The 23012-nt window shown below is 68.1% G+C and carries 22 protein-coding genes; 13 read left to right on the top strand and 9 right to left on the bottom strand.

What is annotated here, in order from left to right:
* Positions 1 to 35: 35 nt before the first annotated feature.
* Together ACAG25_RS07445 and aspS are read right to left on the bottom strand one after the other, a co-directional pair.
* Positions 36 to 485 (bottom strand): nitroreductase family deazaflavin-dependent oxidoreductase, encoded by a 450-nt coding sequence (locus ACAG25_RS07445; RefSeq protein WP_370487693.1) that lies wholly within the window; start codon positions 483 to 485, stop codon positions 36 to 38.
* Positions 482 to 2257, bottom strand: coding sequence for an aspartate--tRNA ligase (gene aspS / locus ACAG25_RS07450; RefSeq protein ID WP_370487776.1), 1776 nt, complete (start codon positions 2255 to 2257; stop codon positions 482 to 484). The genes ACAG25_RS07445 and aspS overlap by 4 nt, the downstream gene beginning before the upstream one ends.
* Before the next feature lie 139 nt (positions 2258 to 2396).
* Here aspS and ACAG25_RS07455 point away from each other — a divergent pair, with 139 nt between their 5' ends.
* Genes ACAG25_RS07455 through ACAG25_RS07465 form a run of 3 tightly spaced genes read left to right on the top strand, consistent with a single transcriptional unit; the run spans position 2397 to position 5493 of the window.
* Complete coding sequence (locus ACAG25_RS07455) at positions 2397 to 2903, top strand: SRPBCC family protein (protein ID WP_370487694.1); 507 nt, start codon at positions 2397 to 2399, stop codon at positions 2901 to 2903.
* 48 nt (positions 2904 to 2951) lie between these two features.
* Positions 2952 to 3848, top strand: a complete 897-nt coding sequence (locus ACAG25_RS07460; protein WP_370487695.1) for a neutral zinc metallopeptidase — start codon at positions 2952 to 2954, stop codon at positions 3846 to 3848.
* Entirely contained in the window at positions 3841 to 5493 is a 1653-nt protein-coding gene (locus tag ACAG25_RS07465) for a DUF885 domain-containing protein (RefSeq protein ID WP_370487696.1), read from the top strand. The genes ACAG25_RS07460 and ACAG25_RS07465 overlap by 8 nt, the downstream gene beginning before the upstream one ends.
* Here the strand turns inward: ACAG25_RS07465 and ACAG25_RS07470 are convergent.
* The gene (locus ACAG25_RS07470; protein WP_370487697.1) at positions 5471 to 6355 is read right to left on the bottom strand and encodes an acyl-CoA thioesterase; all 885 of its coding nucleotides are present in this window, start codon (positions 6353 to 6355) and stop codon (positions 5471 to 5473) included. The two genes, ACAG25_RS07465 and ACAG25_RS07470, sit on opposite strands and share 23 nt — an antisense overlap.
* A gap of 109 nt (positions 6356 to 6464) precedes the next feature.
* Between ACAG25_RS07470 and ACAG25_RS07475 the strand changes: the two genes are divergently transcribed.
* The 4 genes from ACAG25_RS07475 (at position 6465) to ACAG25_RS07490 (ending at position 10904) form a co-directional block, all read left to right on the top strand.
* Positions 6465 to 7094, top strand: coding sequence for a TetR/AcrR family transcriptional regulator (locus tag ACAG25_RS07475; RefSeq protein ID WP_370487698.1), 630 nt, complete (start codon positions 6465 to 6467; stop codon positions 7092 to 7094).
* 129 nt (positions 7095 to 7223) lie between these two features.
* Positions 7224 to 8453 (top strand): amidohydrolase family protein, encoded by a 1230-nt coding sequence (locus ACAG25_RS07480; protein ID WP_370487699.1) that lies wholly within the window; start codon positions 7224 to 7226, stop codon positions 8451 to 8453.
* A gap of 43 nt (positions 8454 to 8496) precedes the next feature.
* Entirely contained in the window at positions 8497 to 9648 is a 1152-nt protein-coding gene (locus tag ACAG25_RS07485) for an acyl-CoA dehydrogenase family protein (RefSeq protein WP_370487700.1), read from the top strand.
* The gene (locus tag ACAG25_RS07490) at positions 9645 to 10904 is read left to right on the top strand and encodes an acyl-CoA dehydrogenase family protein (protein ID WP_370487701.1); all 1260 of its coding nucleotides are present in this window, start codon (positions 9645 to 9647) and stop codon (positions 10902 to 10904) included. Before ACAG25_RS07485 ends, ACAG25_RS07490 begins: the two co-directional genes overlap by 4 nt.
* Position 10905: 1 nt before the next feature.
* Here the strand turns inward: ACAG25_RS07490 and ACAG25_RS07495 are convergent, their stop codons facing one another.
* Positions 10906 to 11445, bottom strand: a complete 540-nt coding sequence (locus ACAG25_RS07495; protein ID WP_370487702.1) for a hypothetical protein — start codon at positions 11443 to 11445, stop codon at positions 10906 to 10908.
* A gap of 151 nt (positions 11446 to 11596) precedes the next feature.
* The gene (locus ACAG25_RS07500) at positions 11597 to 12604 is read right to left on the bottom strand and encodes an Rv2578c family radical SAM protein (protein ID WP_370487777.1); all 1008 of its coding nucleotides are present in this window, start codon (positions 12602 to 12604) and stop codon (positions 11597 to 11599) included.
* A 55-nt stretch (positions 12605 to 12659) separates the two neighbouring features.
* Here ACAG25_RS07500 and helR point away from each other — a divergent pair, with 55 nt between their 5' ends.
* Positions 12660 to 14861 carry an RNA polymerase recycling motor ATPase HelR gene (gene helR, locus ACAG25_RS07505; protein ID WP_370487703.1) on the top strand — a complete coding sequence of 734 codons (2202 nt, stop codon included), beginning with the start codon at positions 12660 to 12662 and terminating at the stop codon, positions 14859 to 14861.
* A gap of 1 nt (position 14862) precedes the next feature.
* On the opposite strand, the gene ACAG25_RS07510 is transcribed toward helR, so the two are convergent.
* Complete coding sequence (locus ACAG25_RS07510; protein WP_370487704.1) at positions 14863 to 15288, bottom strand: hypothetical protein; 426 nt, start codon at positions 15286 to 15288, stop codon at positions 14863 to 14865.
* Between the two features lie 265 nt (positions 15289 to 15553).
* Here ACAG25_RS07510 and urtA point away from each other — a divergent pair, with 265 nt between their 5' ends.
* Genes urtA through urtE form a run of 5 tightly spaced genes read left to right on the top strand, consistent with a single transcriptional unit; the run spans position 15554 to position 20336 of the window.
* Positions 15554 to 16819, top strand: coding sequence for an urea ABC transporter substrate-binding protein (gene urtA / locus ACAG25_RS07515; protein WP_370487705.1), 1266 nt, complete (start codon positions 15554 to 15556; stop codon positions 16817 to 16819).
* Between the two features lie 4 nt (positions 16820 to 16823).
* The gene (gene urtB, locus ACAG25_RS07520; protein WP_370487706.1) at positions 16824 to 17708 is read left to right on the top strand and encodes an urea ABC transporter permease subunit UrtB; all 885 of its coding nucleotides are present in this window, start codon (positions 16824 to 16826) and stop codon (positions 17706 to 17708) included.
* The gene (urtC, locus tag ACAG25_RS07525; protein WP_370487707.1) at positions 17705 to 18814 is read left to right on the top strand and encodes an urea ABC transporter permease subunit UrtC; all 1110 of its coding nucleotides are present in this window, start codon (positions 17705 to 17707) and stop codon (positions 18812 to 18814) included. The genes urtB and urtC overlap by 4 nt, the downstream gene beginning before the upstream one ends.
* On the top strand, positions 18811 to 19644 hold the full coding sequence (gene urtD, locus ACAG25_RS07530; protein ID WP_370487708.1) for an urea ABC transporter ATP-binding protein UrtD: 834 nt from the start codon (positions 18811 to 18813) through the stop codon (positions 19642 to 19644). Before urtC ends, urtD begins: the two co-directional genes overlap by 4 nt.
* Positions 19644 to 20336 carry an urea ABC transporter ATP-binding subunit UrtE gene (gene urtE, locus ACAG25_RS07535; protein ID WP_370487709.1) on the top strand — a complete coding sequence of 231 codons (693 nt, stop codon included), beginning with the start codon at positions 19644 to 19646 and terminating at the stop codon, positions 20334 to 20336. Before urtD ends, urtE begins: the two co-directional genes overlap by 1 nt.
* Before the next feature lie 76 nt (positions 20337 to 20412).
* On the opposite strand, the gene ACAG25_RS07540 is transcribed toward urtE, so the two are convergent.
* The 3 genes from ACAG25_RS07540 to ACAG25_RS07550 form a co-directional block, all read right to left on the bottom strand.
* A complete protein-coding gene (locus ACAG25_RS07540) occupies positions 20413 to 20961 on the bottom strand; it encodes a hypothetical protein (RefSeq protein ID WP_370487710.1) in 549 nt (182 codons plus the stop codon).
* A 111-nt stretch (positions 20962 to 21072) separates the two neighbouring features.
* A complete protein-coding gene (hisS, locus tag ACAG25_RS07545; RefSeq protein ID WP_370487711.1) occupies positions 21073 to 22344 on the bottom strand; it encodes a histidine--tRNA ligase in 1272 nt (423 codons plus the stop codon).
* Positions 22345 to 23010: an MBL fold metallo-hydrolase gene (locus tag ACAG25_RS07550; RefSeq protein ID WP_370487712.1), complete on the bottom strand. Its 666-nt coding sequence runs from the start codon at positions 23008 to 23010 to the stop codon at positions 22345 to 22347.
* Between the last annotated feature and the right edge of the window lie 2 nt (positions 23011 to 23012).

Here is a 23012-nt window from a genome sequence, read left to right on the forward strand (position 1 = left end):
ATTTTTGCGCCGAAAAAATTGCGTGCAACGTCAACCTACGGTTGGACGCGAACGAGCTCGAAGAGCGGGATCAGCCGCGCGGTGTTGGCTTGGTAGTCGGCGAACACGGGCGCGAGCGCGACGATTCTCGGATACGTCCGGTCACGTTCTTCGGCGGTCAGCTCGCGGGCGACGACGTCGTAGCTGTCGGTGCCCACCTCGATGCGCGCCGCCGGATCGGCTCGCAGGTTGTGCACCCACGCGGGGTTGTTCGGCGCTCCTGCGTAGGAACCCACGATGATCATCTTGTCGTCGATGGTCAGATAGGCCAGCGGAGACAGCCGCGGTTGTCCCGATCGGGCGCCACGGGTGTGCAGGAGTAGCAGCGTGGCTCCCTCGAACGAGCCGCCGACCCGTCCCTCGTTGGCGCGGAACTCCTCGACGACGTCGCGGTTGAAGGCAGACAAAGCTGCGGCGTCGCTGTAGAGCGTCCGCTTGTCGCTCATGCCTTGTCGAGCTTGTCCGGTTTGGCGTCGATTCCGGACTCCTTGCGCTGCTGGGCGGTGATCGGGGCCGGGGCGTCGGTCAGCGGATCCACGCCGCCGCCGGACTTCGGGAAGGCGATCACCTCGCGGATCGAGTCGACGCCGGCCAGCAGCGCGGTGATGCGGTCCCACCCGAAGGCGATGCCGCCGTGCGGAGGCGCGCCGAAGGTGAACGCGTCCAACAGGAAACCGAACTTGTCCTGGGCCTCGGCACTGTCGATGCCCATCATCGCGAACACCCGTTCCTGGACGTCGCGGCGGTGGATACGGATCGAGCCGCCGCCGATTTCGTTGCCGTTGCAGACGATGTCGTAGGCGTCGGACAACGCCGATCCCGGGTCGGTGTCGAACGTGGCCTCGGACTCGGGTTTGGGGGCCGTGAACGCGTGATGCATCGCGGTCCACGCGCCCGAGCCCACCGCCACGTCGCCGGAAGCCGTCGCCTCCTCGGCAGACTCGAACATCGGCCAGTCCACCACCCAGGTGAACGCCCAGGCATCGGGATCGATCAGGTCCAGTCGCTTGGCGACCTCGATGCGGGTGGCTCCCAGCAGCGCGCGGGCGGCCTTGGCCGGACCGGCCGAGAAGAACACGCAGTCACCGGGATTGGCGCCGACGTGGGCGGCCAGTCCGGCGCGCTCGGCGTCGGAGAGGTTCTTGGCCACCGGCCCACCGAGTTCGCCGTCCTCACCGATGAGCACGTAGGCGAGGCCTTTGTGTCCGCGCTGCTTGGCGAACTCCTGCCACCCGTCGAGCGTGCGTCGCGGCTGCGACGCACCGCCGGGCATGACCACCGCGCCGACGTAGGGCGCCTGGAACACCCGGAACGGGGTGTCCTTGAAGTAGTCGGTGCACTCGACCAATTCCAGCCCGAACCGCAGATCGGGCTTGTCGGTGCCGAAGCGACGCATTGCCTCGGCGTAGCTGATCCGCGGCAGCGGCAGCGGCAGGTCGTGACCGATCAACGCCCACAGTGCGCGCAGGATCTCCTCGGACACCGCGATGACGTCATCGGCATCGACGAAGCTCATCTCCAGGTCGAGCTGGGTGAACTCCGGCTGGCGGTCGGCCCGGAAGTCCTCGTCGCGGTAGCACCGCGCGATCTGGTAGTAGCGCTCCATCCCGGCGACCATGAGCAGCTGCTTGAACAGCTGGGGGCTCTGCGGCAGGGCGTAGAACGAACCCGGTTGCAAACGCGCCGGGACCAGGAAGTCGCGGGCACCCTCCGGGGTGGACCGCGTCAGGGTGGGCGTCTCGATCTCGACGAAATCATGGGCAGCCAGCACACCGCGAGCCGCGGCGTTGACCTGCGAGCGCAGCCGCAACGCTTTTCCCGGGCCCTCCCGGCGCAGGTCCAGGTAGCGGAACTTGAGTCGGGCCTCCTCGCCGGGGGTCTCGTCGAGCTGGAACGGCAGCGGCGCGCTCTCCCCCAGCACGGTCAGCTCGGTCGCATTGACCTCGACCTCACCGGTGGCGATCTCCGGGTTGGCATTGCCCTCGGGACGGATTTCGACCCGTCCGGTCACCAGGACGCAGAACTCGGCGCGCAGGCGGTGGGCCTGGGCCAGCACCTCCCCCTCGCGGAAGACGACCTGCGAGACCCCGGTCGCGTCGCGCAGGTCGATGAAGATCACGCCACCGTGGTCGCGTCGGCGCGCGACCCACCCGGCCAGCGTGACGGTCTGGCCGGCATCGGTGGGCCGCAGCGATCCGGCGGCATGACTGCGCAGCACGAAGTACTCCTGTTCGCGGGACAAAGGTCGACGGATCAGTCTAGAGGCCCCGCAGGTCGAACCGGACCACCGTGTGGTGGCACGCGCAGACCCTCAGGTAGACAATATGCGCGAGTTGTTCACTCACCGAGGAGGTGCCATGGCCCAGCGCCACCCGTGCGAACCCGTTGACCTGAGCTTCACCGAGTCGGCGCCGTTCCGGTTCGTCAGCACCGTCGACCTGTCGATCACCCCCGAGCAACTGTTCGAGGTGCTCGCCGACGCCCGGTCGTGGCCACAATGGGCCACCGTCATCACCGACGTGGAATGGACCAGCCCGGAACCGCGCGGCGTCGGCACCACCCGGACGGTCACCATGCGTGGCGGCATCGTCGGCGACGAGGAGTTCCTGGCCTGGGAGCCGTACCGGCGCATGGCATTTCGGTTCAACGCAGCCTCCACGGGAAGCATCGCAGCATTCGCCGAGGACTACCGCGTGGTGCGCACCCCCGGTGGTTGCCACCTGACCTGGGTGATGGCGATGAAGCCCAAGGGACTGGCCGCCAGCGCCGGCATGACGTTGGGCCGGCCGGTGATGGCCTGGCTGTTCCAAAAATTCCTCTACAACCTGCGGGACTACAGCGCGAAGCGTTTCGCCTCCGTGTAGTCCTCGAGTCGGTGTGCCGGCATGCCGCCATGTGCGAAGCTAGCCGGCATGACCTTCAACGAAGGCATCCGCATCGACACCAGTACGGCCTCGTCCAGCGGTGGCTCCGGCCGCGGCCCGGGCCGCGGCATCGCCGTCGGCGGCGGTGTGGGCGGGCTGCTGATCGTCGTGGTGGCCCTGCTGCTCGGCGTCGATCCCAGCACCGTGGCGCCCCAGCAGCCGTACAACACCGACGGCTTCGCCGCCCCGGGGTTCGACCTCGAGCAGTGCCAGACCGGCGCCGACGCCAACGCGATCGTCGAGTGCCGGGTGCTGGCCACCGGCAACTCACTGGACACCATCTGGGCGCAACTGCTGCCCGGGCAGTACACCCGGCCGCAGGTCCGGTTGTTCACCAACGACGTGGACACCGCCTGTGGGAACGCCACCAGCGACGTCGGACCGTTCTACTGCCCGGCCGACACGACCGCCTACTTCGACGTCGGGTTCTTCGACGTGCTGCAGCACCAGTTCGGCGCCAGCGGCGGCCCCCTGGCCCAGGAGTACGTGGTGGCCCACGAGTTCGGGCACCACGTCCAGAATCTGCAGGGCGTGCTGGGCCGGGCCCAGGGACCCGGCGCCCAGGGTCCGACCGGCGCCGGGGTGCGCACCGAACTGCAGGCCGACTGCTACGCCGGGGTCTGGGCGCACCACGCCGCCACGACCACGCAGGAGGGGACCGACGTCGCGTTCCTGCAACCGCTGACCGACCGGGACATCGAGGACGCCCTGTCGGCGGCCGCCGCCGTCGGTGACGATCGCATCCAGGAAGCCGCGACCGGACGGGTCAATCCCGAGGCCTGGACCCACGGGTCGGCGGCGCAGCGCCAGAAGTGGTTCACCGAGGGGTACCGCACCGGCGACCCGGCGACCTGCGACACGTTCGCGGCACGCAACCTTGGGTAGGCCGGCCACCGCCGTCGACGCCGTCGCCGAGCGGTACCTGCAGATGTTGACACAGCTCGATCCCTGCGCCGCAACGGAAACGGGCATCACCGGCCACGACGACGACATCACCGACTACTCCCCCGACGGTGTCGCCGCGCGCGCGGACGCGGCCCGTCGCGCACTGCGCGAGCTCGACACCCTCACCGCTGCCGACGATGTCGACGTCGTCACGATGGCCGCGATGCGTGAGCGACTGGGTGTGGTCGTCGAACTCAACGACGCCGGTCTGGACGTCGGTGAGCTCAACGTCATCGCCTCGCCGTTGCAGACGATGCGCAAGGTGTTCGACCTGATGCCCACCGAGAGCGAGCAGGACTGGGAGACCATCGGTCGGCGGCTGTCGCGGTTGCCCGACCGGGTCGCCGGCTATGCGGATGCGCTGCGCGCCGCGGTGACCGACGGGAATCCACCGGCGGTCCGGCAGGTCGCCCGCGGCATCGACCAGTCCTCCAGCGTCCAGCAACTGCTGCTGGACCTGGTCGCCGAAGCGGTTCCCGGCAATCCCACGCTGCACGACGATCTGCAGCGTCACGCCGCCAACGCCGCGCACGCCTTCCGGGAACTCGGGCGCGTCCTCGGCGACGAGATCGCCCCGCACGCGCGCACGCAGGACGGCGTCGGCCGCGATGCCTACCGGTTGTGGTCGCGGATGTTCCTCGGCGCCACGATCGACCTCGACGAGACCTACGAGTGGGGCCTGTCGTTGCTCGACGACGTGGTGGCCGAGCAGGAAGCACTGACCCGGCGGTTGTATCCCGACGCCTCCGTCGACGAGGCACTGCGCCGCCTCGATCAGGAGGAGCGCTACCTGATCCACGGGGTCGACGCGCTGCAGGCCTGGATGCAGGATCTGTCCGACCGGGCGGTGGCGGCCCTGGCCGACACCGAGTTCGACATCGCCGAACCGTTGCGGCAACTGGAGTGCTGCATCGCGCCCACCCACGCCGGCGGCATCTACTACACCGGTCCCTCGGAGGACTTCAGCCGGCCCGGACGGATGTGGTGGTCGGTGCCCCACGGTGTGGACACGTTCCACACGTGGCAGGAAACCACCACGGTGTTCCACGAGGGGGTCCCGGGCCACCATCTTCAGATCGGCCGCGCGGTCCTGCTCGCCGACCGGCTCAACCGGTGGCGCAGGCTCGGTTGCTGGGTCTCCGGACACGGCGAGGGCTGGGCGCTCTACGCCGAGCGGCTGATGGCCGAGTTGGGCTGGCTCGACGACCCCGGCGACCGCATCGGCATGCTCGACGCGCAGCGTTTCCGCGCGGCCCGGGTGGTCCTCGACATCGGTGTGCACTGCGGGATGCGCGCACCCGACGGCGGCGTCTGGGACGCCGAGCGGGCGTGGAGCTTCTTGACCGCGCACAGTGCGATGAACGCCGAGCACCTGCAGTTCGAACTCGACCGCTACCTCGGCTGGCCCGGCCAGGCACCGTCGTATGCCATCGGCGCGCGGATCTGGCAACAGCTCCGCGCCGAGATCACCGGAAAAGGCCTCGCACTCAAGGACTTTCACCGGCGCGCACTCGATCTCGGCGGACTGCCGCTGGAAGTGCTGCAGTCCGCCCTGAGATCGGCTACAGCCTCGACTGTTCCTTGATCGCGGTGTCGGTGGTACGCAGCGGCCGGATCAGCGCGTCCTGGGTGAACGACGCGAGCAGCTCGCCGGCCTCGGTGTGCACCGTGCCGCGCACGTAGGACATACCCGCCCCCACCTGGGTGCTCTCATGGCTGTAGAGCAGCCACCCGTCCCAGCCGAACGGTTCGTGGAAGCTCACCGAGACCGTCATCGGAGCTGTCGACACCGTCAGGTGCGCCTGGCTGGTGCCGATGCCCTCGTGCGCGCGCATCGTCGTCGAGATACCAAGGTGGCCCGTGAAATACGCGACCAACGCCTTGGCCAGGTCGTCGCGCGACGGGATCGGGTCGTAATGCAGCCACGCGTGGATCTCCGGCGGCCCGACCTCGTCGGGACTGTTGACGTCGACGACGTCGACCAGGCGCAACTCCCGGCCGACCATCGGCATCGGCGAGACGTTGGCCTCCGCGGGACCGGCGACGTCGGGCTTGGGCACGTGGTGGCGGATGACATCCTCGGTCGGGACATCGGCCAGCACGGTGGTGGTGATGCACCGCTTGCCGTTCTGCACGGCGGTGATCACCGCCGATGCCGTGGACCGACCGGCACTGACCACGTCGACCTGAAGTTCGACCGGGCCGGCGCCGACCATCACGGCGCGCGCGAACACCGAGTACACCGAGCGGATCGACTTGTCCGGAAATCGCTTGGCAGCAGCCACGATCGAAGCGGCCAGGATCTGGGTGCCCTCGACGACCTGGCGCTCGTCCTCACCGGCCGGTCCCGTCGGCACCGTGTAGGTGTTCTCACCGCTCGGCTCGGCCTCGAACAAGTCGAGCAGACCCTGCACGGTCCACTGCGTCTGCTCCGATTCCGCTGTCATGTGTGCTCGCCTCCGCTGAAAGTGATTGTCGGTGGGAACAGTAACCGAGGTTTCCCGATCGCGGTAACGTCATTACCGACAAGTGCTGCGCAGCGGAAGGATGGCGTCGATGGCCGCGAAAGGCCCCAGAGCGACGAAGTCCGCCACGGGATCTGCGGACCAGGACGAGTCGCGGGCCACCCGGTTCATGCGGTCTGCGCTGGCCATTCTCGGGGAGACCGGACGCACCGACTTCACCGTGCTCGAGGTCGTGGAACGCTCGAAAACCTCGCTGCGGGCGTTCTATCAGCACTTCGCGACGAAAGATGAACTGCTCCTGGCGCTGGTCGAGAAGATCATGGCCGACGCGACCGACCGGTGGCGCGCCGAGACCGCTGAGCTCTCCAGCCCCGAGGCGCTGCGCCGTCTGATCGACCGCATCGGCGCGCCGGCCGAGTCCAGCACCCAGGACAGCATCAACCGCGGCCTGACCTACTACAACGACCGCCTGCTCGAGCACCGGCCGAAAGAGTTCGCCAAGGTGCTCGCGCCGCTGCACCAATTGATCGCCGACCTACTGCGTCGCGGCGTCGCCGAAGGTGCGTTCCGGACCGATCTGGATGTCGACACCGACGCGGCGATCCTCATGCAGACGGTCCTGGGCGCGCTACGCCTGCGCGAACTCGGAGCCGAGTTGAACGGGGTCCCCATCGACGGCGCGCGCATCTACACACTGTGCCTGCGGGGACTCACCGGATAACGCGCTGAGCTGCGACGACAGGCGACGGCAGCGGCTCTGGCGCCGTTACACTCACGCGTGGTAATGTCGTTACCACCTTCCGGTAATACGGTTACCAGCCCAAGAAAATTCGCACGTCAGGAGGCCACCATGCCGTCACGGACTCTCGACTATCCGGTGTTCGACGCCGACAACCACTTCTACGAGCCCAAGGAAGCGCTGACCCAGTTCCTGCCGGATCACCGCAAGGGCGTCATCGACTACATCGACGTACACGGCCGCACCAAGATCGTGGTGCGCAACCACATCAGCGACTACATCCCCAACCCGACCTTCGAGGTCGTCGCCCGCCCCGGCGCCCAGGAGGAGTACTTCCGCCACGGCAGCGGCGGCAAGAGTTTCCGCGAGGTGATGGGCAAGCCGATGAAGGCCATCCCCGCCTTCCGCAACCCCGAAGCGCGTCTGGAGGTCCTCGACGGCCTGGGGCTGGACTACACCATCATGTTCCCGACGCTGGCCAGCCTGGTCGAGGAGCGCATGAAGGACGATCCGGACCTGATCCTCGACATCATCCACGCGCTGAACCAGTGGATGTACGAGACGTGGCAGTTCGACTACGAGGGCCGCATCCTGTCCACCCCGGTGATCAACCTGTCGGTCGTCGACCGTGCCCTCGAGGAACTCGAGTGGTGCCTCGAGCGCGGCGCCAAGACCGTGCTGGTGCGCCCTGCGCCGGTGCCCGGCTACCGCGGCACACGCTCGCTCGGACTGCCCGAGTTCGACCCGTTCTGGGATGCCTGCGTCAAGGCCGGGATCCCGGTCTGCATGCACGCCTCCGACAGCGGCTACGCCCAGTACCTCAACGACTGGGAGCCCGCCGACGAGTTCCTGCCGTTCCGCCCTACCGCTTTCCGGATGGTCGCGATGGGCAAGCGCCCCATCGAGGACACCATGGCGGCCCTGGTCTGCCACGGCGCCCTGTCGCGCAACCCGGATCTGCGCATCCTGTCCATCGAGAACGGCGCGTCCTGGGTGCCCTACCTCTTCCACCAGTTCGAGGACGTCTACAAGAAGATGCCGCAGGAGTTCCCCGAGAACCCGATCGAGGCGTTCAAGCGGTGCGTGTACGTCGCACCGTTCTGGGAGGACAACTTCGGTCAGATGGCCGACCTGTTGGGCATCGACCGCGTCATCTTCGGCTCGGACTGGCCGCATCCGGAGGGCCTCGCCGACCCGATCACCCTTGTCGACCAGCTCGAAGAGAACGGTCTGGATGAGGAAGGTATCCGAAAGGTGATGGGCGGCAACCTCGTCGACCTGTTCAAGGTCGAGAACAAGAAAGTCCACAAGCCCGACGTGCCCGCGCTGGTCATCGCTTGACCCGTTCGGCCTCCCCACACACGATCACCGACGAGGAGCATTCATGACCGTGGCCGATCCGGAACAGATGTTGTTCGTCTCGACGACGCAGACGTTCCTGGAGAAGCAGGCCTCCCTGACCCACGTGCGCGGTCTGCACGCGTCGGAGGTGTCCTTCCAGCCCGAATGGTGGCAGCGCGCCGCCGAATTGGGCTGGACGAGCCTGCTGGTGCCCGAGGAGTTGGGCGGCGGCAGTGTCTCCGGCGGTGTGGCGGGCGGTGTGTCCGACCTGGCGCTGGTCGCCGAGCAGATCGGCCACACCGTCGCGCCCGGCCCGCTGCATCCGGTCAGCGTGGTCCTTACGGGGCTGGTCGAGGCGTCCGACGGCCACGAGGACAGCATCGAGGCCCTCATCGCCGGTGAGCTCGTCGCATCGTGGGCGGTCTATGAACCGAAGCGCCCGTTCGCGCCCGCCGACGTGACCGCTGTGCAGACCACGGCTGCGCGCACCGACGGTGGTTACCGCATCGACGGCGTCAAGGATCGTGTCGAGGCCGGCGCGGAGAGCGGCGCGGTACTCGTCGTCGCGGCGTGCGACGGCGCACTTCGGCAGTTCCTGGTCCCGACCGACGCCGCCGGGGTCACGGTTACGCCCCAGGCGTCGGTCGACCTGGTGAAGCGTTATGCGCGGGTGGAATTCGATGGTGTCGAGGTCGACGCGTCGGCGGCCGTCGGTACCGCCGAACAGACGCCGGCGATCATCGAGCGGCAACGCCAGGTCGCCCTGATCCTGCAGTGTGCCGAATTGGTCGGCATTCTCGACGCCGTGCTGACGATGACCAACCAGTGGCTGTTCGACCGGCACAGTTTCGGTCGTCCGCTGGCGTCCTATCAGGCCCTCAAGCACCGGGCCGCGGACATGAAGATGTGGTTCGAGGCGTGCCGGGCCACCACCTCCGGCGCGGTCGAGGCGGTCGCGCAGCGCTCCCCCGACGCGGCGAAGCTGGTCAGCGTCGCGAAAGCCTATGTGGCCGAACGCGCTCCGGTCATGCTGCAGGACTGCGTCCAGATGCACGGCGGGATCGGCGTGACCTGGGAGCACGACCTGCATCTGTATCTGCGCCGCGCCGCGCTCTACCGCGCGATGTTCGGCTCGCCCGAGGACCACCACCGCGCGGTGTACGCCCTGAGCAAGAAGACGGAGATCCCCGCATGACCGAGACCGCCACGGCGACCACCACCGAGTCGGTCGAGGAGTTCGCCGCGCGAGCGCGGGCCTGGCTGGCCGAGAACATGCCGCGCGTCGACCCCGAGAATCCGCCGTTCTCCGTGCGTGCCGAGCAGGCGTCCTGGGACCGCGCCAAGGAATTGCAGAAGCGACTGTACGAGGGCGGATTCGCCGGCATCTGCTTCCCCCGCGAATACGGCGGCCTGGGCCTGGATTACGCGTATCAGAAAGCGTTCAACGCGGAGTGCTACTGCTACGAGATGCCGCTGATCCTCAATACCCCGTCGTTCACCATCTGCGCGGCGACCATCCTCGACATGGGCAGCGAAGACCAGAAGCGCGAACGCATCTCGGCGGCCATCCGCGGCGACGAGATCCTGGTGCAGTTGCTCTCCGAACCCAACGGCGGATCCGATCTGGCCGGGGTGATCACCCGCGCGGAGCAGCAGGGTGACAAGTGGATCATCAACGGCGCCAAGACCTGGAGCACCAGCGCTTTCGCCGGTGATTACGGGTTGATGCTCGCCCGTACCGACTGGACGGTCCCCAAGCATCAGGGCCTGACCATGTTCCTGGTGCCGCTGGACGCGCCGGGCATCACGATGCGGCGCATCAAAGAGGTCAACGGCAACGAGGAGTTCTGCGAAGAGTTCTTCGACAACCTCGAACTGCCGCTCGACGCCGTCGTGGGTGAGGTCAACGACGGCTGGACCGTGGCCTCACGTCAGCTGCACCACGAGCGACGCGCGGTCGGCGGCGGCTCGGAGTTCGCCAGCGGCACCGCCGCGGAGAACGCCAACGAGATGCCGCCGGACCACATCGGGCTTGCCGAGCTCACCGGACAGGGCGATGACCCCGTCATCCAGGACATGGCCGGTCGTGCGTTCACCCGACGCATCGTCAAGGAGCAGCTCATCGAGCATGTGTTCCGCGGCATCACCAGCGGATCGCTGCCGCCCAACGCAGGCACCATGATCCGGTTGTTCCACGCCGAGACCACCGAGCTCGAGGTCGACACCGCGCTCGCCATCGCCGGTACCGCCGGTGTCGTCGATGAGGGCGGTGACCTCGAGGGTCTGCTCGACGTCGGCGTGCGCTATCTGTCGCGTCAGACGGGATCGATCGGCGGTGGCACCTCGGAGATGGCGCGCAACGTCATCGGTGAGCGCATCCTCGGGTTCCCGCGGGAATTCGCAGCCGACCGTGGAGTCCCGTTCAATGAGGTCAAGCGCAACAAGAGCTGACTCAACGAGCCAGCTCGAACTCCCGTAGCGGCTCGTCGTCTCGCGCTCGGACATCCACGGCGAGCAATGCCCCACACCCCGGGCACGCATAGGCGTCCGCACGCAGACCCGGGTGCAGCCGCACCTTGGCGCCGAGGTCTTCGGCGGTGAGTTCGGCCTGGCACGCCTGCGGCTTCCAGTCGCGGTCGGCCGGCGCCAGCACGGTCCCGCAGTCACACGCGTACACCGCGCTGTCGAGGCCGCGGGCGAGTACCAGATGGTCGCCGATCTGGACAGTGTTGCGGGGCAACGCCACTCGGATGCAATGCGCGCCGGGAGTTCTGCTCCAGCTCTTCCGTTCGTCTCGGATGCGCTCCCGCAGAACAGCGGTGGCCGATGCGTCGACGGCGGAGCCCACGATGACGACGCCGTGCCAGCGAGCGGCGTCGTCGATGGAGAGCTCTCCCGCGTCGACAGCGGCGAGAACGTCCAAAGGCGCTGTGTCGAGGGGATCACCCTGGTATTCCGACGCCATGAACATGCGGGCCTCTTCGGTCGTCAACAAAAACTTTGATGACCTAATCATTTCATGCACCGCGGGTAAGAGCGAATTCTTCCCGGGTCAATTCAGTCACACCGGCGGCTGCGAGAGATCTGGCGCCGGTTCCACCCCACATGGCGAGGTCGGTTACACCGCAGCGAAACCGGCGAACTCAGAACAGTGTCGGTTGGGCCGGCTCGGCGAGGGCGGCCGGGGCGGCAACGGCCATACGGGGCGCACCTGCGAGGCCGTGCTTGGCAACCAGCTCGGCGGCCCGCCGCGCGAGCATCGCTCGGTAATCGGCCGGCAGATAGGCGCCGCGCCGGTACAGCCGGCGGTACTCGGCGACGAGGTCTGGGTGGTCGCGGGCCAGCCAATCCATGAACCAGCCCCGGGTGCTCCCCCGCAGGTGCAGCCCGAACACCGTCACGCTGGTCGCGCCCGCGGCCGCGATCCGGCCCAGCAGGTCGTCGAGATGCGCACGGGAATCGGTCAGCCCGGGCAGCACCGGCGCGACCATCACATGGCAGCGCAGTCCGGCGGCGCGGATGGCCGAGATCAGGTCCAGCCGTGCCTGCGGCGTCGGCGTCCCAGGCTCGATCCGGCCGTGCAGTTCCGCGTCCCCGACAGCGAGCGAGATCGCGACACTGACATCGACGGAGCACGCCGCATCGACGAGCAACGGCAGATCCCGGCGCAACAACGTGCCCTTGGTCAGGATCGAGAACGGGGTCCCCGACTCGGTCAGCGCACCGATGATGCCGGGCATCAGCGCGTACCGCCCCTCGGCCCGTTGATAGGGGTCGGTGTTGGTGCCCAGCGCCACCGTCTCGCGCGTCCACGACGGGCGACGCAACTCGCGCCGCAGCACGTCGGCAACGTTGGTCTTGACCACCAACTGCGTGTCGAAGTCACGCCCGCAATCGAATTCGAGGTACTCGTGGGTGGGCCGCGCAAAGCAGTAGCGGCACGCGTGCGAGCATCCCCGGTAGCCGTTGACCGTGTATCGGAACGGCAGCATCGAGGCCGCCGGGATCTTGTTGAGCGCCGACTTGCACAACACTTCGTGGAAGGTGATGCCGTCGAACTGTGGGGTGCGCACGCTGCGCACCAGACCGAGCCGCGCCAACCCCGGCAGCGCGCCGTCGTCGACCTGCAGTGCCTGACCCGCCCAGCGCATACCCCATGCGAACACACGTTCGAAACAGTGTCAAGGGAGTCGCTAGGCTGGTCGGGTGCCGCACCACTCTTACGACGACGAACTGGCCGCCGAACAGCAGTACGTAGACGGCCTGTACGCCCGGCTGGACGCCGAACGCGTCCACGTGCGGGACAGGCACGCCGCGGCGCTGCGCAGCGATGTCGACCCGCAGGCCGGCTCCACGCTGGTGGAGCGCGACGCCGCCGTCCGTGCGACCGCCGCGCGGATCGACCGACTCAACGTCGCCGACGCGGGTCTGTGCTTCGGACGCCTCGATGCGCTGACCGGTGAACGGCTCTACATCGGCCGCATCGGCATCCTCGACGACGGCGCCGACCGCGAACCGCTGCTGCTGGATTGGCGGGCACCGGCGGCCCGGCCGTTCTACACCGCCACCGGGGCCCACCCGGAGAACATGCGCCGCCGTCGTCAGTTCCACTCGATCGGGCGGCGCCTGGTCGACTTCACCGACGAGGTGTTCGGACGCCCGCTGGCCGACGAGACCGGCGCACAGCCCGGCACGTCCAGCGACGTCGCGCTGCTGGCCGCGGTCAACGCGCCGCGGGGTGACGGGATGCGTGACATCGTCGCCACCATCCAGGCCGAGCAGGACGCGATCATCCGTCTCGACCACCCCGGGGTGCTCGTCATCGAAGGCGGTCCCGGCACCGGCAAGACCGTCGTCGCGCTGCACCGGGTCGCGTATCTGCTCTACACCCAACGCAAGCGGATGGAGAGCCACGGCGTACTGGTCATCGGACCCAACGCCGCGTTCCTCAGCCACATCGACCGCGTCCTGCCGTCCCTCGGTGAGACCAACGTCGTGTTCATGACCACCGGCGACCTGGTTCCCGGCCTGCACGTCACTGCACACGACCCGCCGGAGGTCGCGCGCATCAAGGGATCGCTGAGCATGCTCGACGTACTGGCCGCCGCGGTCGCCGACCGCCAGCGCGTCCCGCCGGAGCCGTTGCCGATCGACCTGTCCGACGTGTCGGTGCGCATCGACGCCGGGGTCGCGGAGTGGGCGATCAGCGAGGCCCGCGCCACCGAACAACCGCACAACGACGCGCGGGCGACGTTCGTCGACGTCATCACGTGGGCGGTGACCGAACGCGCCATCGGCCGGATCGGCCGCGGCTGGTTGACCCGCGACGACCGCGCCGCCTGGGAACATCTGCGCGCCGACCTGCTCGACGAGCTCGAGGACAATGCCGCGTTCACCGCGGCACTCGACCAGCTGTGGCCCGTGCTCACCCCGGAAAAGCTTCTCTCCGAACTGTATTCGTCGCCCGAACGTCTCCGTGCGGCCGGGGCCGACCCGCTTCTGTACCGCGAGGACGGGGCAGCCTGGACGGTGGCGGACGTACCGCTGCTCGACGAACTCGTCGACCTGCTGGGCCGCGACAAGTCCGGCGAGGAGGCCGCCGAACGCGAACGCCGGGAGGAGGCCGCCTACGCAGCCGGAGTGCTCGACCTCATGGTCGACCGTGAAGACCTGATGGAAGACGAGGACCTGCTGCTGGCACGCGACGTCATCGAGGCCGAGGATCTCGCCGAGCGCTTCCTGGAACGCGACACCCGCGATCTGGCCGAGCGCGCGGCCGCCGACCGGGAGTGGACCTACGGGCACGTCGTCGTCGACGAGGCGCAGGAACTCTCGGAGATGGACTGGCGGGTGCTGATGCGGCGCTGCCCGAGCCGGTCGTTCACCGTGGTCGGCGACCTCGCGCAGCGACGGTCCGCGGCCGGGGCGCTGTCGTGGGGCGCGATGCTCGACCGCTACGTGCCCGGCCGCTGGCAGTACCGGTCGCTGACGATGAACTACCGCACACCCACCGAGATCATGGCGGTCGCGGCCGGGGTCCTCGCCGAGTTCGCACCGGACGCGACACCACCCGACTCTGTGCGCGCCAGCGGGTCACCGCCGTGGTCGCGACGAGTCACTGACGCCGAATTACCCTCGGCCATCGAGGAATTCGTGCGCGCCGAGGCTGCACGTGAGGGCACCAGCGTGGTAATCGGACCGGCCGACGTTCCCGGCGCGGTGCGGCCCGCCGACACCAAGGGTCTGGAATACGACGCGGTGCTCATCGTCTCCCCGGAACAGATCCTGGCCGACGGGCCGCGCGGTGCCGCAGACCTCTATGTCGCGCTGACGCGCGCCACGCAGCGCCTGGGCGTGCTGCACCGCGACGAGCTGCCGCCCGTCCTGACCGGGCTGACGCCGCGCTGACTCACCACTGGCCGAGCTGGCACCGCACGTTGTGCGGGTCGTCGTGGTTGACCAGGACCTGGCCGTCCACGGCGATGTCGCAGTGCGCGTTCGGTGCGGCCTGCCCGCCGCGGGCAGTGCTGCTCGCGGTCAGGATCGCCCACTGCGGATCGGCGAAGTTCGTCTCGAACACCCACGGCACACCCGGAGCCAGCTGGACCTTCTCCCGCTTGGCGTAGGCGTACGCGTCGGCGTTGAAGGCCGCCATGCTCGGCGGCTGCGACGTCAGATAGAAGAGCTCGAACTCGTAGGCGCCGGCGGAGGTCACGGTGTATCGGACCGTCTGGCCGTCCTGCGCACCGGCCGCCGCCGGGTTGATCATCCCGGCGGCCGCCACCAACGCTGCCGCACCGAGCGCCGCTCCTGCTTTGGCTGTAGCTGTTCGCATGATGGTCACATCGCCGGACCGTACCGGATCGTTACAGCCGCTGCGGTTTCGTCCCCCTCGGCGCCGTGACGGCAAAGAAGTTCCCGTAGGCCTCACGGTTAATTTGTTCGTCACACACAGACACTTGACAGAAACACGGGCGCTCTAACGTCCCGATCGACACCGCCGCGGTGTCGCGATCCCGGTCGCTGAATGTACGCAAACACCGTGTCCCATCAGGCTTCATGAGCCGACGGGACGCCGTGCACACCCAGAAAGGCCGCCCATGGAAGAACCCCGGCGCTCCCCCGTCAGACGTTCCGCTCTTGTTGCCGGAAGTGTCGTGGCGGTGACGAGCCTGCTGCTGGCGGGATGCGGCAGCAAGGCCAGCGACACCGATGCAGCAAATGCGCAGTCCTGTGTGGACACCTCCGGCGACACCATCAAGGTCGGGGCACTGAACTCCCTGTCGGGCACCATGGCGATCTCGGAGGTCACCGTCCGCAACGCCATCGATCTGGCGGTCGAGCAGATCAACGCCGACGGCGGTGTCCTGGGCAAGCAGATCCAGTTGGTCGGTGAGGACGGCGCGTCGGAGCCCACGGTGTTCGCCGAGAAGGCCGAGAAGCTGATCAGCAGTGACTGCGTCGCCGCGGTGTTCGGCGGCTGGACCTCGTCGAGCCGCAAGGCGATGCTGCCCGTGTTCGAGAGCGCGAACTCCCTGCTGTACTACCCCGTGCAGTACGAGGGCCTGGAGTCCTCGCCCAACATCTTCTACACCGGCGCCACCACCAACCAGCAGATCGTGCCGGCGCTGGACTACCTGAAGGAAAAGGGCATCACCTCGCTCTACCTGGTGGGCAGCGACTACGTCTTCCCCCAGACGGCCAACCGCATCATCAAGGCCTACGCCCAGGCCAACGGCATCGAGATCAAGGGTGAGGACTACACCCCGCTGGGCTCGACCGACTTCTCCACGATCATCAACAAGGTGCGCACCGCCGACGCGGACGCGGTCTTCAACACGCTCAACGGCGACTCCAACGTCGCGTTCTTCCGCGAGTACCGCAACGTGGGCCTGACCCCGGCCGACATGCCGGTGGTCTCGGTGTCGATCGCCGAGGAAGAGGTCGGCGGCATCGGCGTGCAGAACATCACCGGCCAACTGACCGCGTGGGACTACTACCAGACCATCGACACGCCGGTGAACAACGAGTTCGTCGCGGCCTACAAGGCCAAGTACGGCGCCGACAAGCCGACGTCGGACCCGATGGAAGCCGCCTACGTCTCGGTCTACCTGTGGAAGAACACCGTCGAGAAGGCACAGTCGTTCGACGTCAAGGCGATTCAGGACAACGCCGACGGCGTCAGCTTCGATGCCCCTGAAGGCAAGGTGACCATCGACGGCGAGAACCACCACATCACCAAGACCGCGCGCATCGGTGAGATCCGGCCCGACGGCTTGATCTACACGGTGTGGGAGTCCCCCGGACCCATCGATCCCGACCCGTTCCTGAAGTCCTACCCGTGGGCCGCCGGCCTGTCCGGCTGACGTCGTGGATGTCCTGATCGGGCAGCTGGCAACAGGATTGAGCCTCGGCTCGATCCTGTTGCTGGCAGCCCTGGGGTTGTCGCTGACCTTCGGCCAGATGGGCGTCATCAACATGGCGCACGGTGAATTCATCATGGCCGGCTGCTACACCGCCTACGTCGTCCAGCAGGTCGTCTCGAGTGCCGGTGCGTCCCTGCTGATCTCGTTGGTCGTCGGGTTCGTCATCGGCGGCGCGATGGGCGCCCTGCTGGAGGTGACGCTGATCCAGCGGATGTATCACCGTCCCTTGGACACGCTGCTGGTCACCTTCGGCGTCGGGCTGATCCTGCAACAGGTGGCCCGTGACGTCTTCGGAGCCCCGGCGGTCAACGTCGTGGCTCCCGCATGGTTGTCGGGGGGCGTGGAGATCCTCGGCGCCGTCGTCCCCAAGACCCGCCTGTTCATCCTGGTGCTGGCGTTGGTGTGCGTCGCGGTCCTGGCCTTCGTGCTCAAGACCTCCCCGATGGGGCGGCGCATCCGGGCGGTGGTGCAGAATCGGGATCTCGCTGAGACCAGCGGCATTTCGTCACGCAAGACCGACATCACCACGTTCTTCATCGGCTCCGGGCTGGCGGCGGTGGCCGGGGTGGCGCTGACGCTGATCGGTTCCACCAGCCCGACGATCGGACAGAGCTATCTCATCGACGCGTTCCTCGTCGTCGTGGTCGGCGGACTGGGGCAGATCAAGGGCACGGTGATCGCGGCGTTCACCCTCGGGTTCCTGAACTCGTTCATCGAGTACAACACCACCGCGTCACTGGCCAAGGTGCTCGTCTTCGTGATCATCGTGATCTTCCTGCAGGCCCGTCCGCAGGGGTTGTTCACGGTGCGGACAAGGAGTCTCGTATGAGGACCCTCTTGGGGCGCTGGCAGACCTGGGCCGGCTTCGGGGTCGCGGCGCTGGTGCTGTTCGTCATCGCCCCGGCGGTGCTGTCGGACTTCCGGCTCTCGCTGCTGGGCAAGTTCCTGTGCTTTGCGATCGTCGCGGTCGGCATCGGTCTCGCGTGGGGCCGCGGCGGCATGCTGGTACTCGGCCAGGGCGTGTTCTTCGGTCTCGGCGGCTACATGATGGCGATGCACCTCAAGATCGCCGACGCACAGGTGCTCGGCGACGACGTGCCGGATTTCATGCAGATCCAGGGGGTGCGCGAGTTGCCGGGCTACTGGCAGCCTTTCGCCTCCCCCGCGTTCACCTTGTTCGCGATCCTGGTGATCCCGGCCGGGATCGCCGCGGCGCTCGGGCTGGGCGTGTTCAAACGCAAGGTCAAGGGCGCCTACTTCGCGATCCTGTCGCAGGCACTGGCCGCGGCGCTGGCGATCCTGCTGGTCGGGCAGACCAGCCTCGGCGGATCCAACGGGCTCAACCGGTTTCGCACGTTCTTCGGCTTCACTCTCAGCGACCCGGTCAACCGGCGGATGCTGTACTTCATCGCGGCCGCGGTGCTGCTGATCGTGGTGGCGGTCGTGCGCCAGCTGATGCAGAGCCGCTACGGGGAGCTGCTCGTGGCCGTACGTGACGGCGAGGAGCGGGTGCGGTTTTTGGGCTACGACCCGGCCAACATCAAGGTGGTGGCCTACACCGTGGCCGCGCTGTTCGCCAGCATCGCCGGCGCACTGTTCGCCCCGATCGTCGGGTTCATCGCACCGTCGCAGGTCGGCATCCTGCCCTCGATCGCGTTCCTGATCGGGGTCGCCATCGGCGGCCGCACGACACTGCTGGGGCCCGTCCTCGGCGCGATCGGGGTGGCATGGGCGCAGACCCTGTTCTCCGAACGCTTCCCGTCGGAGTGGACCTACGCCCAGGGGCTGCTGTTCATCGTCGTGGTCGGCTTCTTCCCCGCCGGGCTCGCCGGGCTCGGCGTCCTGCTCAAGCGTCGCCGCAAGAAGGCCGACCCGCCCCCGGAGGCGGCACCCGACACCGATTCCGACGCACAGAAGGTGGGTGCCGGCACATGAGCGACATCCAGGCCAGCGCCGCCGGCAAGGAACCGGTGGCCGGCGGCAATGCCGGCATGAGTGCGCAGTATCTCGAAGTTCGTGATCTGACAGTCGATTTCGACGGGTTCAAAGCGGTCAGCGATGTCAATCTCACGCTGTTTCAGGGCGACCTACGGTTCCTGATCGGTCCCAACGGCGCCGGCAAGACCACCGTCATCGACGCCATCACCGGGCTGGTGCCGGCCACCGGCTCGGTCAATAAGTCCGGTGTGGAACTGCTCGGCAAGAAGGTGCACCGGATCGCCCGTCAGGGTGTGGGCCGCACCTTCCAGACCGCGAGTGTCTTCGAACAGCTCACCGTGCTGCAGAACCTCGACATCGCCGCCGGCGCCGGCCGCTCGGCGTGGACGTTGCTGCGTCGACGTCGGGGCATCCTGCCGTCGATCGAGCAGGCCCTGCACACCACCGGCTTGACGCATCTGGCCGACCAACCCGCCGGGGTTCTGGCCCACGGGCAGAAGCAGTGGCTCGAGATCGGCATGCTGCTCGTGCAGAACGCCGACGTGTTGCTGCTCGACGAACCGGTCGCGGGGATGAGCACCGAGGAACGTGAGGAGACCGGAAACCTGTTGCGGCGCATAGGTGCTGAACGCACCGTGGTCGTCGTCGAACACGACATGGACTTCATGCGCGCGTTCGCGACCTCGGTCACGGTGCTGGCGCGCGGCCAGGTGATCGCCGAGGGCTCGGTCGCCGAGGTGCAAGCCAACCCGAAGGTCCAGGAGGTCTATCTCGGGACCGCCGCGGCCGGAGCCGACGGAATCGAACTGGTCGAGGAGAACATCTGATGTTGCAACTGGTCGACGTCCGCTGCGGGTACGGGCGCAGCGAGGTGATCCACGGGGCCGGGATCGAAGTCCCGGCCGACGGCGTGGCCGCGGTGATGGGACACAACGGCGCAGGCAAGACGACGCTGCTGCGCGCGGCGGTGGGCCTGCTCAAATGCGCCTCCGGCAAAGTGCTGTTCGACGGTGAGGACATCACCAAGCTGCGGCCCAGCGCGCGGGTGGCCCGCGGGCTGGCCTATGTCCCGCAGGGCCAGCAGTCGTTCGGTCAGTTGACGACCGCCGAGAACCTTCAGGTGGTCGCCGACGGCCGCAAGAACGGTAAGACGCTCATCGACGAACAGCTCGATCTGTTCCCCGCGCTCAAGGAACTCCTCAACCGGCGCGCCGGGCTGCTCTCGGGTGGCCAGCGTCAGCAGTTGGCCATCGCGCGGGCGCTGATCACCTCACCGCGGTGCCTGATCCTCGACGAACCGACAGAGGGAATCCAGCCGTCGGTGGTCGCCGAGATCGAGCAGGCCATCACGGCGCTGACCGCGCGTGGCGATCTGGGTGTGCTGCTCGTCGAGCAGCACATCGGTTTCGCGCTGGAGTCCTCGCAGCGCTACTACATCCTCGAGGCGGGCCGGATCACCTCCAGCGGCACCGGCGGCTCGTCCTCCGAAGCCGACGTCCGCGCCGCAATGGCCATTTAGCTGGTCCAGTTGTCCCGCGAGCGCGCGCGCCTGCTCCTCGACACGCCGAGTCTCGCTGTGCATTTGCGCGCGCTCGTCAGCGGCGAGCGCCGTGAACCAGCTCGGTCAGGATCTCGTCGAGCGGTCCGACGCCGCCACTGAACAGGCTCCCCCTCTTGAGGATCCGGGTACCCGAAGCTGTCACCACCGTCAACACCGCGGACAAAAACCGACGACGGCAGACGAAGCTCACCTGGTCCAGTGGTGCGACGACCTCGCCGAACTCGTCGAGGAAGACGCGGCGCTGCCGGTCGAAGGTGGCGACGGGACGCACCTCGCGCAACGGACAGGCCTGGCGGCGGCGAATGCTGTTGCCGCACCGCACCATGACGGCGAACGCACCGACGCCGACGGCGAGGATCATCGCCGCGAGCAGCACCGAGCGCAGCGCCCAACCGCCGGCCAGCGCCGACCACAAAGCGGCGCAACCGAAAACGGCACAGCTCACCGACGCCATCGCCAATCCCGCGACGGTGAGCTCCGATGGGCCGCCTCCCCGATCGACCACGAGCACGATCGGCCCGCGTTCGACGACCGCCACCCCGCCGTACTCGGCCACGACGACCGGTTGCAGCGGCGTGTCCATGGCCCGAGTGTGAACGAAATGCCGAGCGAGCGCGCGCAAATGCAGGCCCAAGTACGGCGCGTCGAGCAGCAGACGCGCGCGCTCGGCACAACGAGGTGACGACGGCCGCAGTCAGCGGAGGCGGGTGAGGACCTCGGTCACGGCGGCGTCGATCGCGACGTCGACCTGCTCCCCGGTGGCCATGCTCTTCACACCGACCGTGCCGGCTTCCAGGTCCCGCTCCCCCGCGACGAGCGCGATCGCCGCACCGGAGCGGTCGGCGCCCTTCATCGCGGCCTTGAGGCTGCGGTCGCCGTAGGCCACGTCGACCCGCACGCCCGCGGCCCGCAGCTGCGCCGCCAGCACCGCCAGGCGCACCTTCGCGTCCGCCCCGAGCGGCACGGCGTACACGTCCACGCGGGCGCCGTTGCCGGCGGTCTTGCCCTCGGCCCGAAGGGCCAGCAGCGTGCGGTCCACCCCGAGCCCGAAACCGATGCCGGACAGGTCTTTTCCGCCGAGCTGGCTCATCAGCCCGTCGTAGCGGCCCCCGCCGCCGATCCCGGACTGCGCGCCGAGGCCGTCGTGGACGAACTCGAAGGTCGTCTTGGTGTAGTAGTCCAGCCCGCGCACCATCCGCGGGTTGATCACGTACGGCACCGACAACGCGTCCAGGTGGGCCAGCACGGTGTCGAAGTGCGCATTGGCGCCGTCGGAGAGGTGGTCGAGCATCACCGGCGCGTCGGCGGTCATCTCACGGATGTGCGGACGCTTGTCGTCGAGGACGCGCAGCGGGTTCAGTTCCGCGCGACGACGCGTCTCCTCGTCGAGGTCCAGCTTGAACAGGAAGTCCTGCAGCAGTTCCCGGTACTGCGGACGACACGAGTCGTCACCGAGCGAGGTGATCTCCAGCCGGAAGCCGTCCAGGCCCAGCGCACGGAAGCCGGCGTCGGCCACCGCGATCACCTCGGCGTCCAGCGCCGGATCGTCCACACCGATGGCCTCGACACCGACCTGCTGCAACTGCCGGTAGCGCCCGGCCTGCGGACGCTCGTACCGGAAGAACGGCCCGGAGTAGCACAGCTTGACCGGCAGCGCCCCGCGGTCGAGTCCGTGCTCGATCACCGCGCGCATCACCCCCGCGGTGCCCTCCGGGCGCAGGGTCACCGACCGTTCGCCGCGGTCGGCGAAGGTGTACATCTCCTTGGACACCACGTCGGTGGATTCGCCGACGCCGCGCGCGAACAGTGCGGTGTCCTCGAAGATCGGCAGTTCGATGTCGCCGTAGCCGGCGCGGCGCGCGGTGTCGAGCAGTCCGGTCCGCACGGCGACGAACTCGGCCGACTCGGGCGGCAGATAGTCAGGGACGCCCTTGGGCGCCTTGAAGGATTCAGTCACAGTTTCCACTCACGATGTCAGACCTTCGAGGAACGGGTTGGTGCGACGCTCGGCGCCGATCGTGGTGCGCTCGCCGTGCCCCGGTAGTACCAGGGTGCGGTCGTCGAGCACCAACAGTTTTGTCACGATGGATTCCAGCAGATCGCGTCCGCTACCGCCCACCAGGTCGGTGCGTCCCACCGACTGGCGGAACAGGGTGTCGCCGGTGAAGGCGACCTGTTCGGGTCCCCGTTCGACGCGGAAGCAGACCGAACCCATGGTGTGGCCAGGCGTGTGGTCCACGGCCACGGTGATCCCGCCCAGTTCGAGCTTGTCGCCGTCGCGGTCGAGTTCGACGACCTGGCGGGGTTCGCGGAACATCACCCCGAATGCCAGCTGCGCCAGCCGCGGCCCGATGCCGTGGATGGGGTCGGTGAGCATGAAACGGTCGGCCGGGTGGATGTAGACCGGGCAGCCGTAGGTGTCGGCGACCTTCTGGGCCGACCACATGTGGTCGATGTGACCGTGGGTCAGCAGCACCGCGGCGGGGGTCAGCCGGTTCTCGTCGAGGATGCGGCGCAGCGGTCCCATGGCGCGCTGACCGGGGTCGACGACGACGGCGTCGGCGCCCTGCCGCGGGGCCAGCACGTAGCAGTTGCACGCCAGGATGCCGGCCGGGAACCCGGTGATCAACACCT

Origin of the sequence: Mycobacterium sp. pV006, assembly GCF_041287115.1 — a bacterium.
Lineage (GTDB): Bacteria > Actinomycetota > Actinomycetes > Mycobacteriales > Mycobacteriaceae > Mycobacterium.

What these genes read in the sequence shown, in the direction of transcription:
- ACAG25_RS07485 (WP_370487700.1), top strand. Translation starts at nt 8,497, where the DNA reads ATGACCGTGGCCGATCCGGAACAGATGTTGTTCGTCTCGACGACGCAG.
- urtE (WP_370487709.1), top strand. Translation starts at nt 19,644, where the DNA reads ATGTTGCAACTGGTCGACGTCCGCTGCGGGTACGGGCGCAGCGAGGTG.
- ACAG25_RS07490 (WP_370487701.1), top strand. Translation starts at nt 9,645, where the DNA reads ATGACCGAGACCGCCACGGCGACCACCACCGAGTCGGTCGAGGAGTTC.
- ACAG25_RS07510 (WP_370487704.1), bottom strand. Translation starts at nt 15,288, where the DNA reads ATGCGAACAGCTACAGCCAAAGCAGGAGCGGCGCTCGGTGCGGCAGCG.
- urtC (WP_370487707.1), top strand. Translation starts at nt 17,705, where the DNA reads ATGAGGACCCTCTTGGGGCGCTGGCAGACCTGGGCCGGCTTCGGGGTC.
- urtA (WP_370487705.1), top strand. Translation starts at nt 15,554, where the DNA reads ATGGAAGAACCCCGGCGCTCCCCCGTCAGACGTTCCGCTCTTGTTGCC.
- ACAG25_RS07460 (WP_370487695.1), top strand. Translation starts at nt 2,952, where the DNA reads ATGACCTTCAACGAAGGCATCCGCATCGACACCAGTACGGCCTCGTCC.
- urtD (WP_370487708.1), top strand. Translation starts at nt 18,811, where the DNA reads ATGAGCGACATCCAGGCCAGCGCCGCCGGCAAGGAACCGGTGGCCGGC.
- ACAG25_RS07470 (WP_370487697.1), bottom strand. Translation starts at nt 6,355, where the DNA reads ATGACAGCGGAATCGGAGCAGACGCAGTGGACCGTGCAGGGTCTGCTC.
- ACAG25_RS07445 (WP_370487693.1), bottom strand. Translation starts at nt 485, where the DNA reads ATGAGCGACAAGCGGACGCTCTACAGCGACGCCGCAGCTTTGTCTGCC.
- ACAG25_RS07455 (WP_370487694.1), top strand. Translation starts at nt 2,397, where the DNA reads ATGGCCCAGCGCCACCCGTGCGAACCCGTTGACCTGAGCTTCACCGAG.
- ACAG25_RS07500 (WP_370487777.1), bottom strand. Translation starts at nt 12,604, where the DNA reads ATGCGCTGGGCGGGTCAGGCACTGCAGGTCGACGACGGCGCGCTGCCG.
- ACAG25_RS07540 (WP_370487710.1), bottom strand. Translation starts at nt 20,961, where the DNA reads ATGGACACGCCGCTGCAACCGGTCGTCGTGGCCGAGTACGGCGGGGTG.
- ACAG25_RS07475 (WP_370487698.1), top strand. Translation starts at nt 6,465, where the DNA reads ATGGCCGCGAAAGGCCCCAGAGCGACGAAGTCCGCCACGGGATCTGCG.
- ACAG25_RS07480 (WP_370487699.1), top strand. Translation starts at nt 7,224, where the DNA reads ATGCCGTCACGGACTCTCGACTATCCGGTGTTCGACGCCGACAACCAC.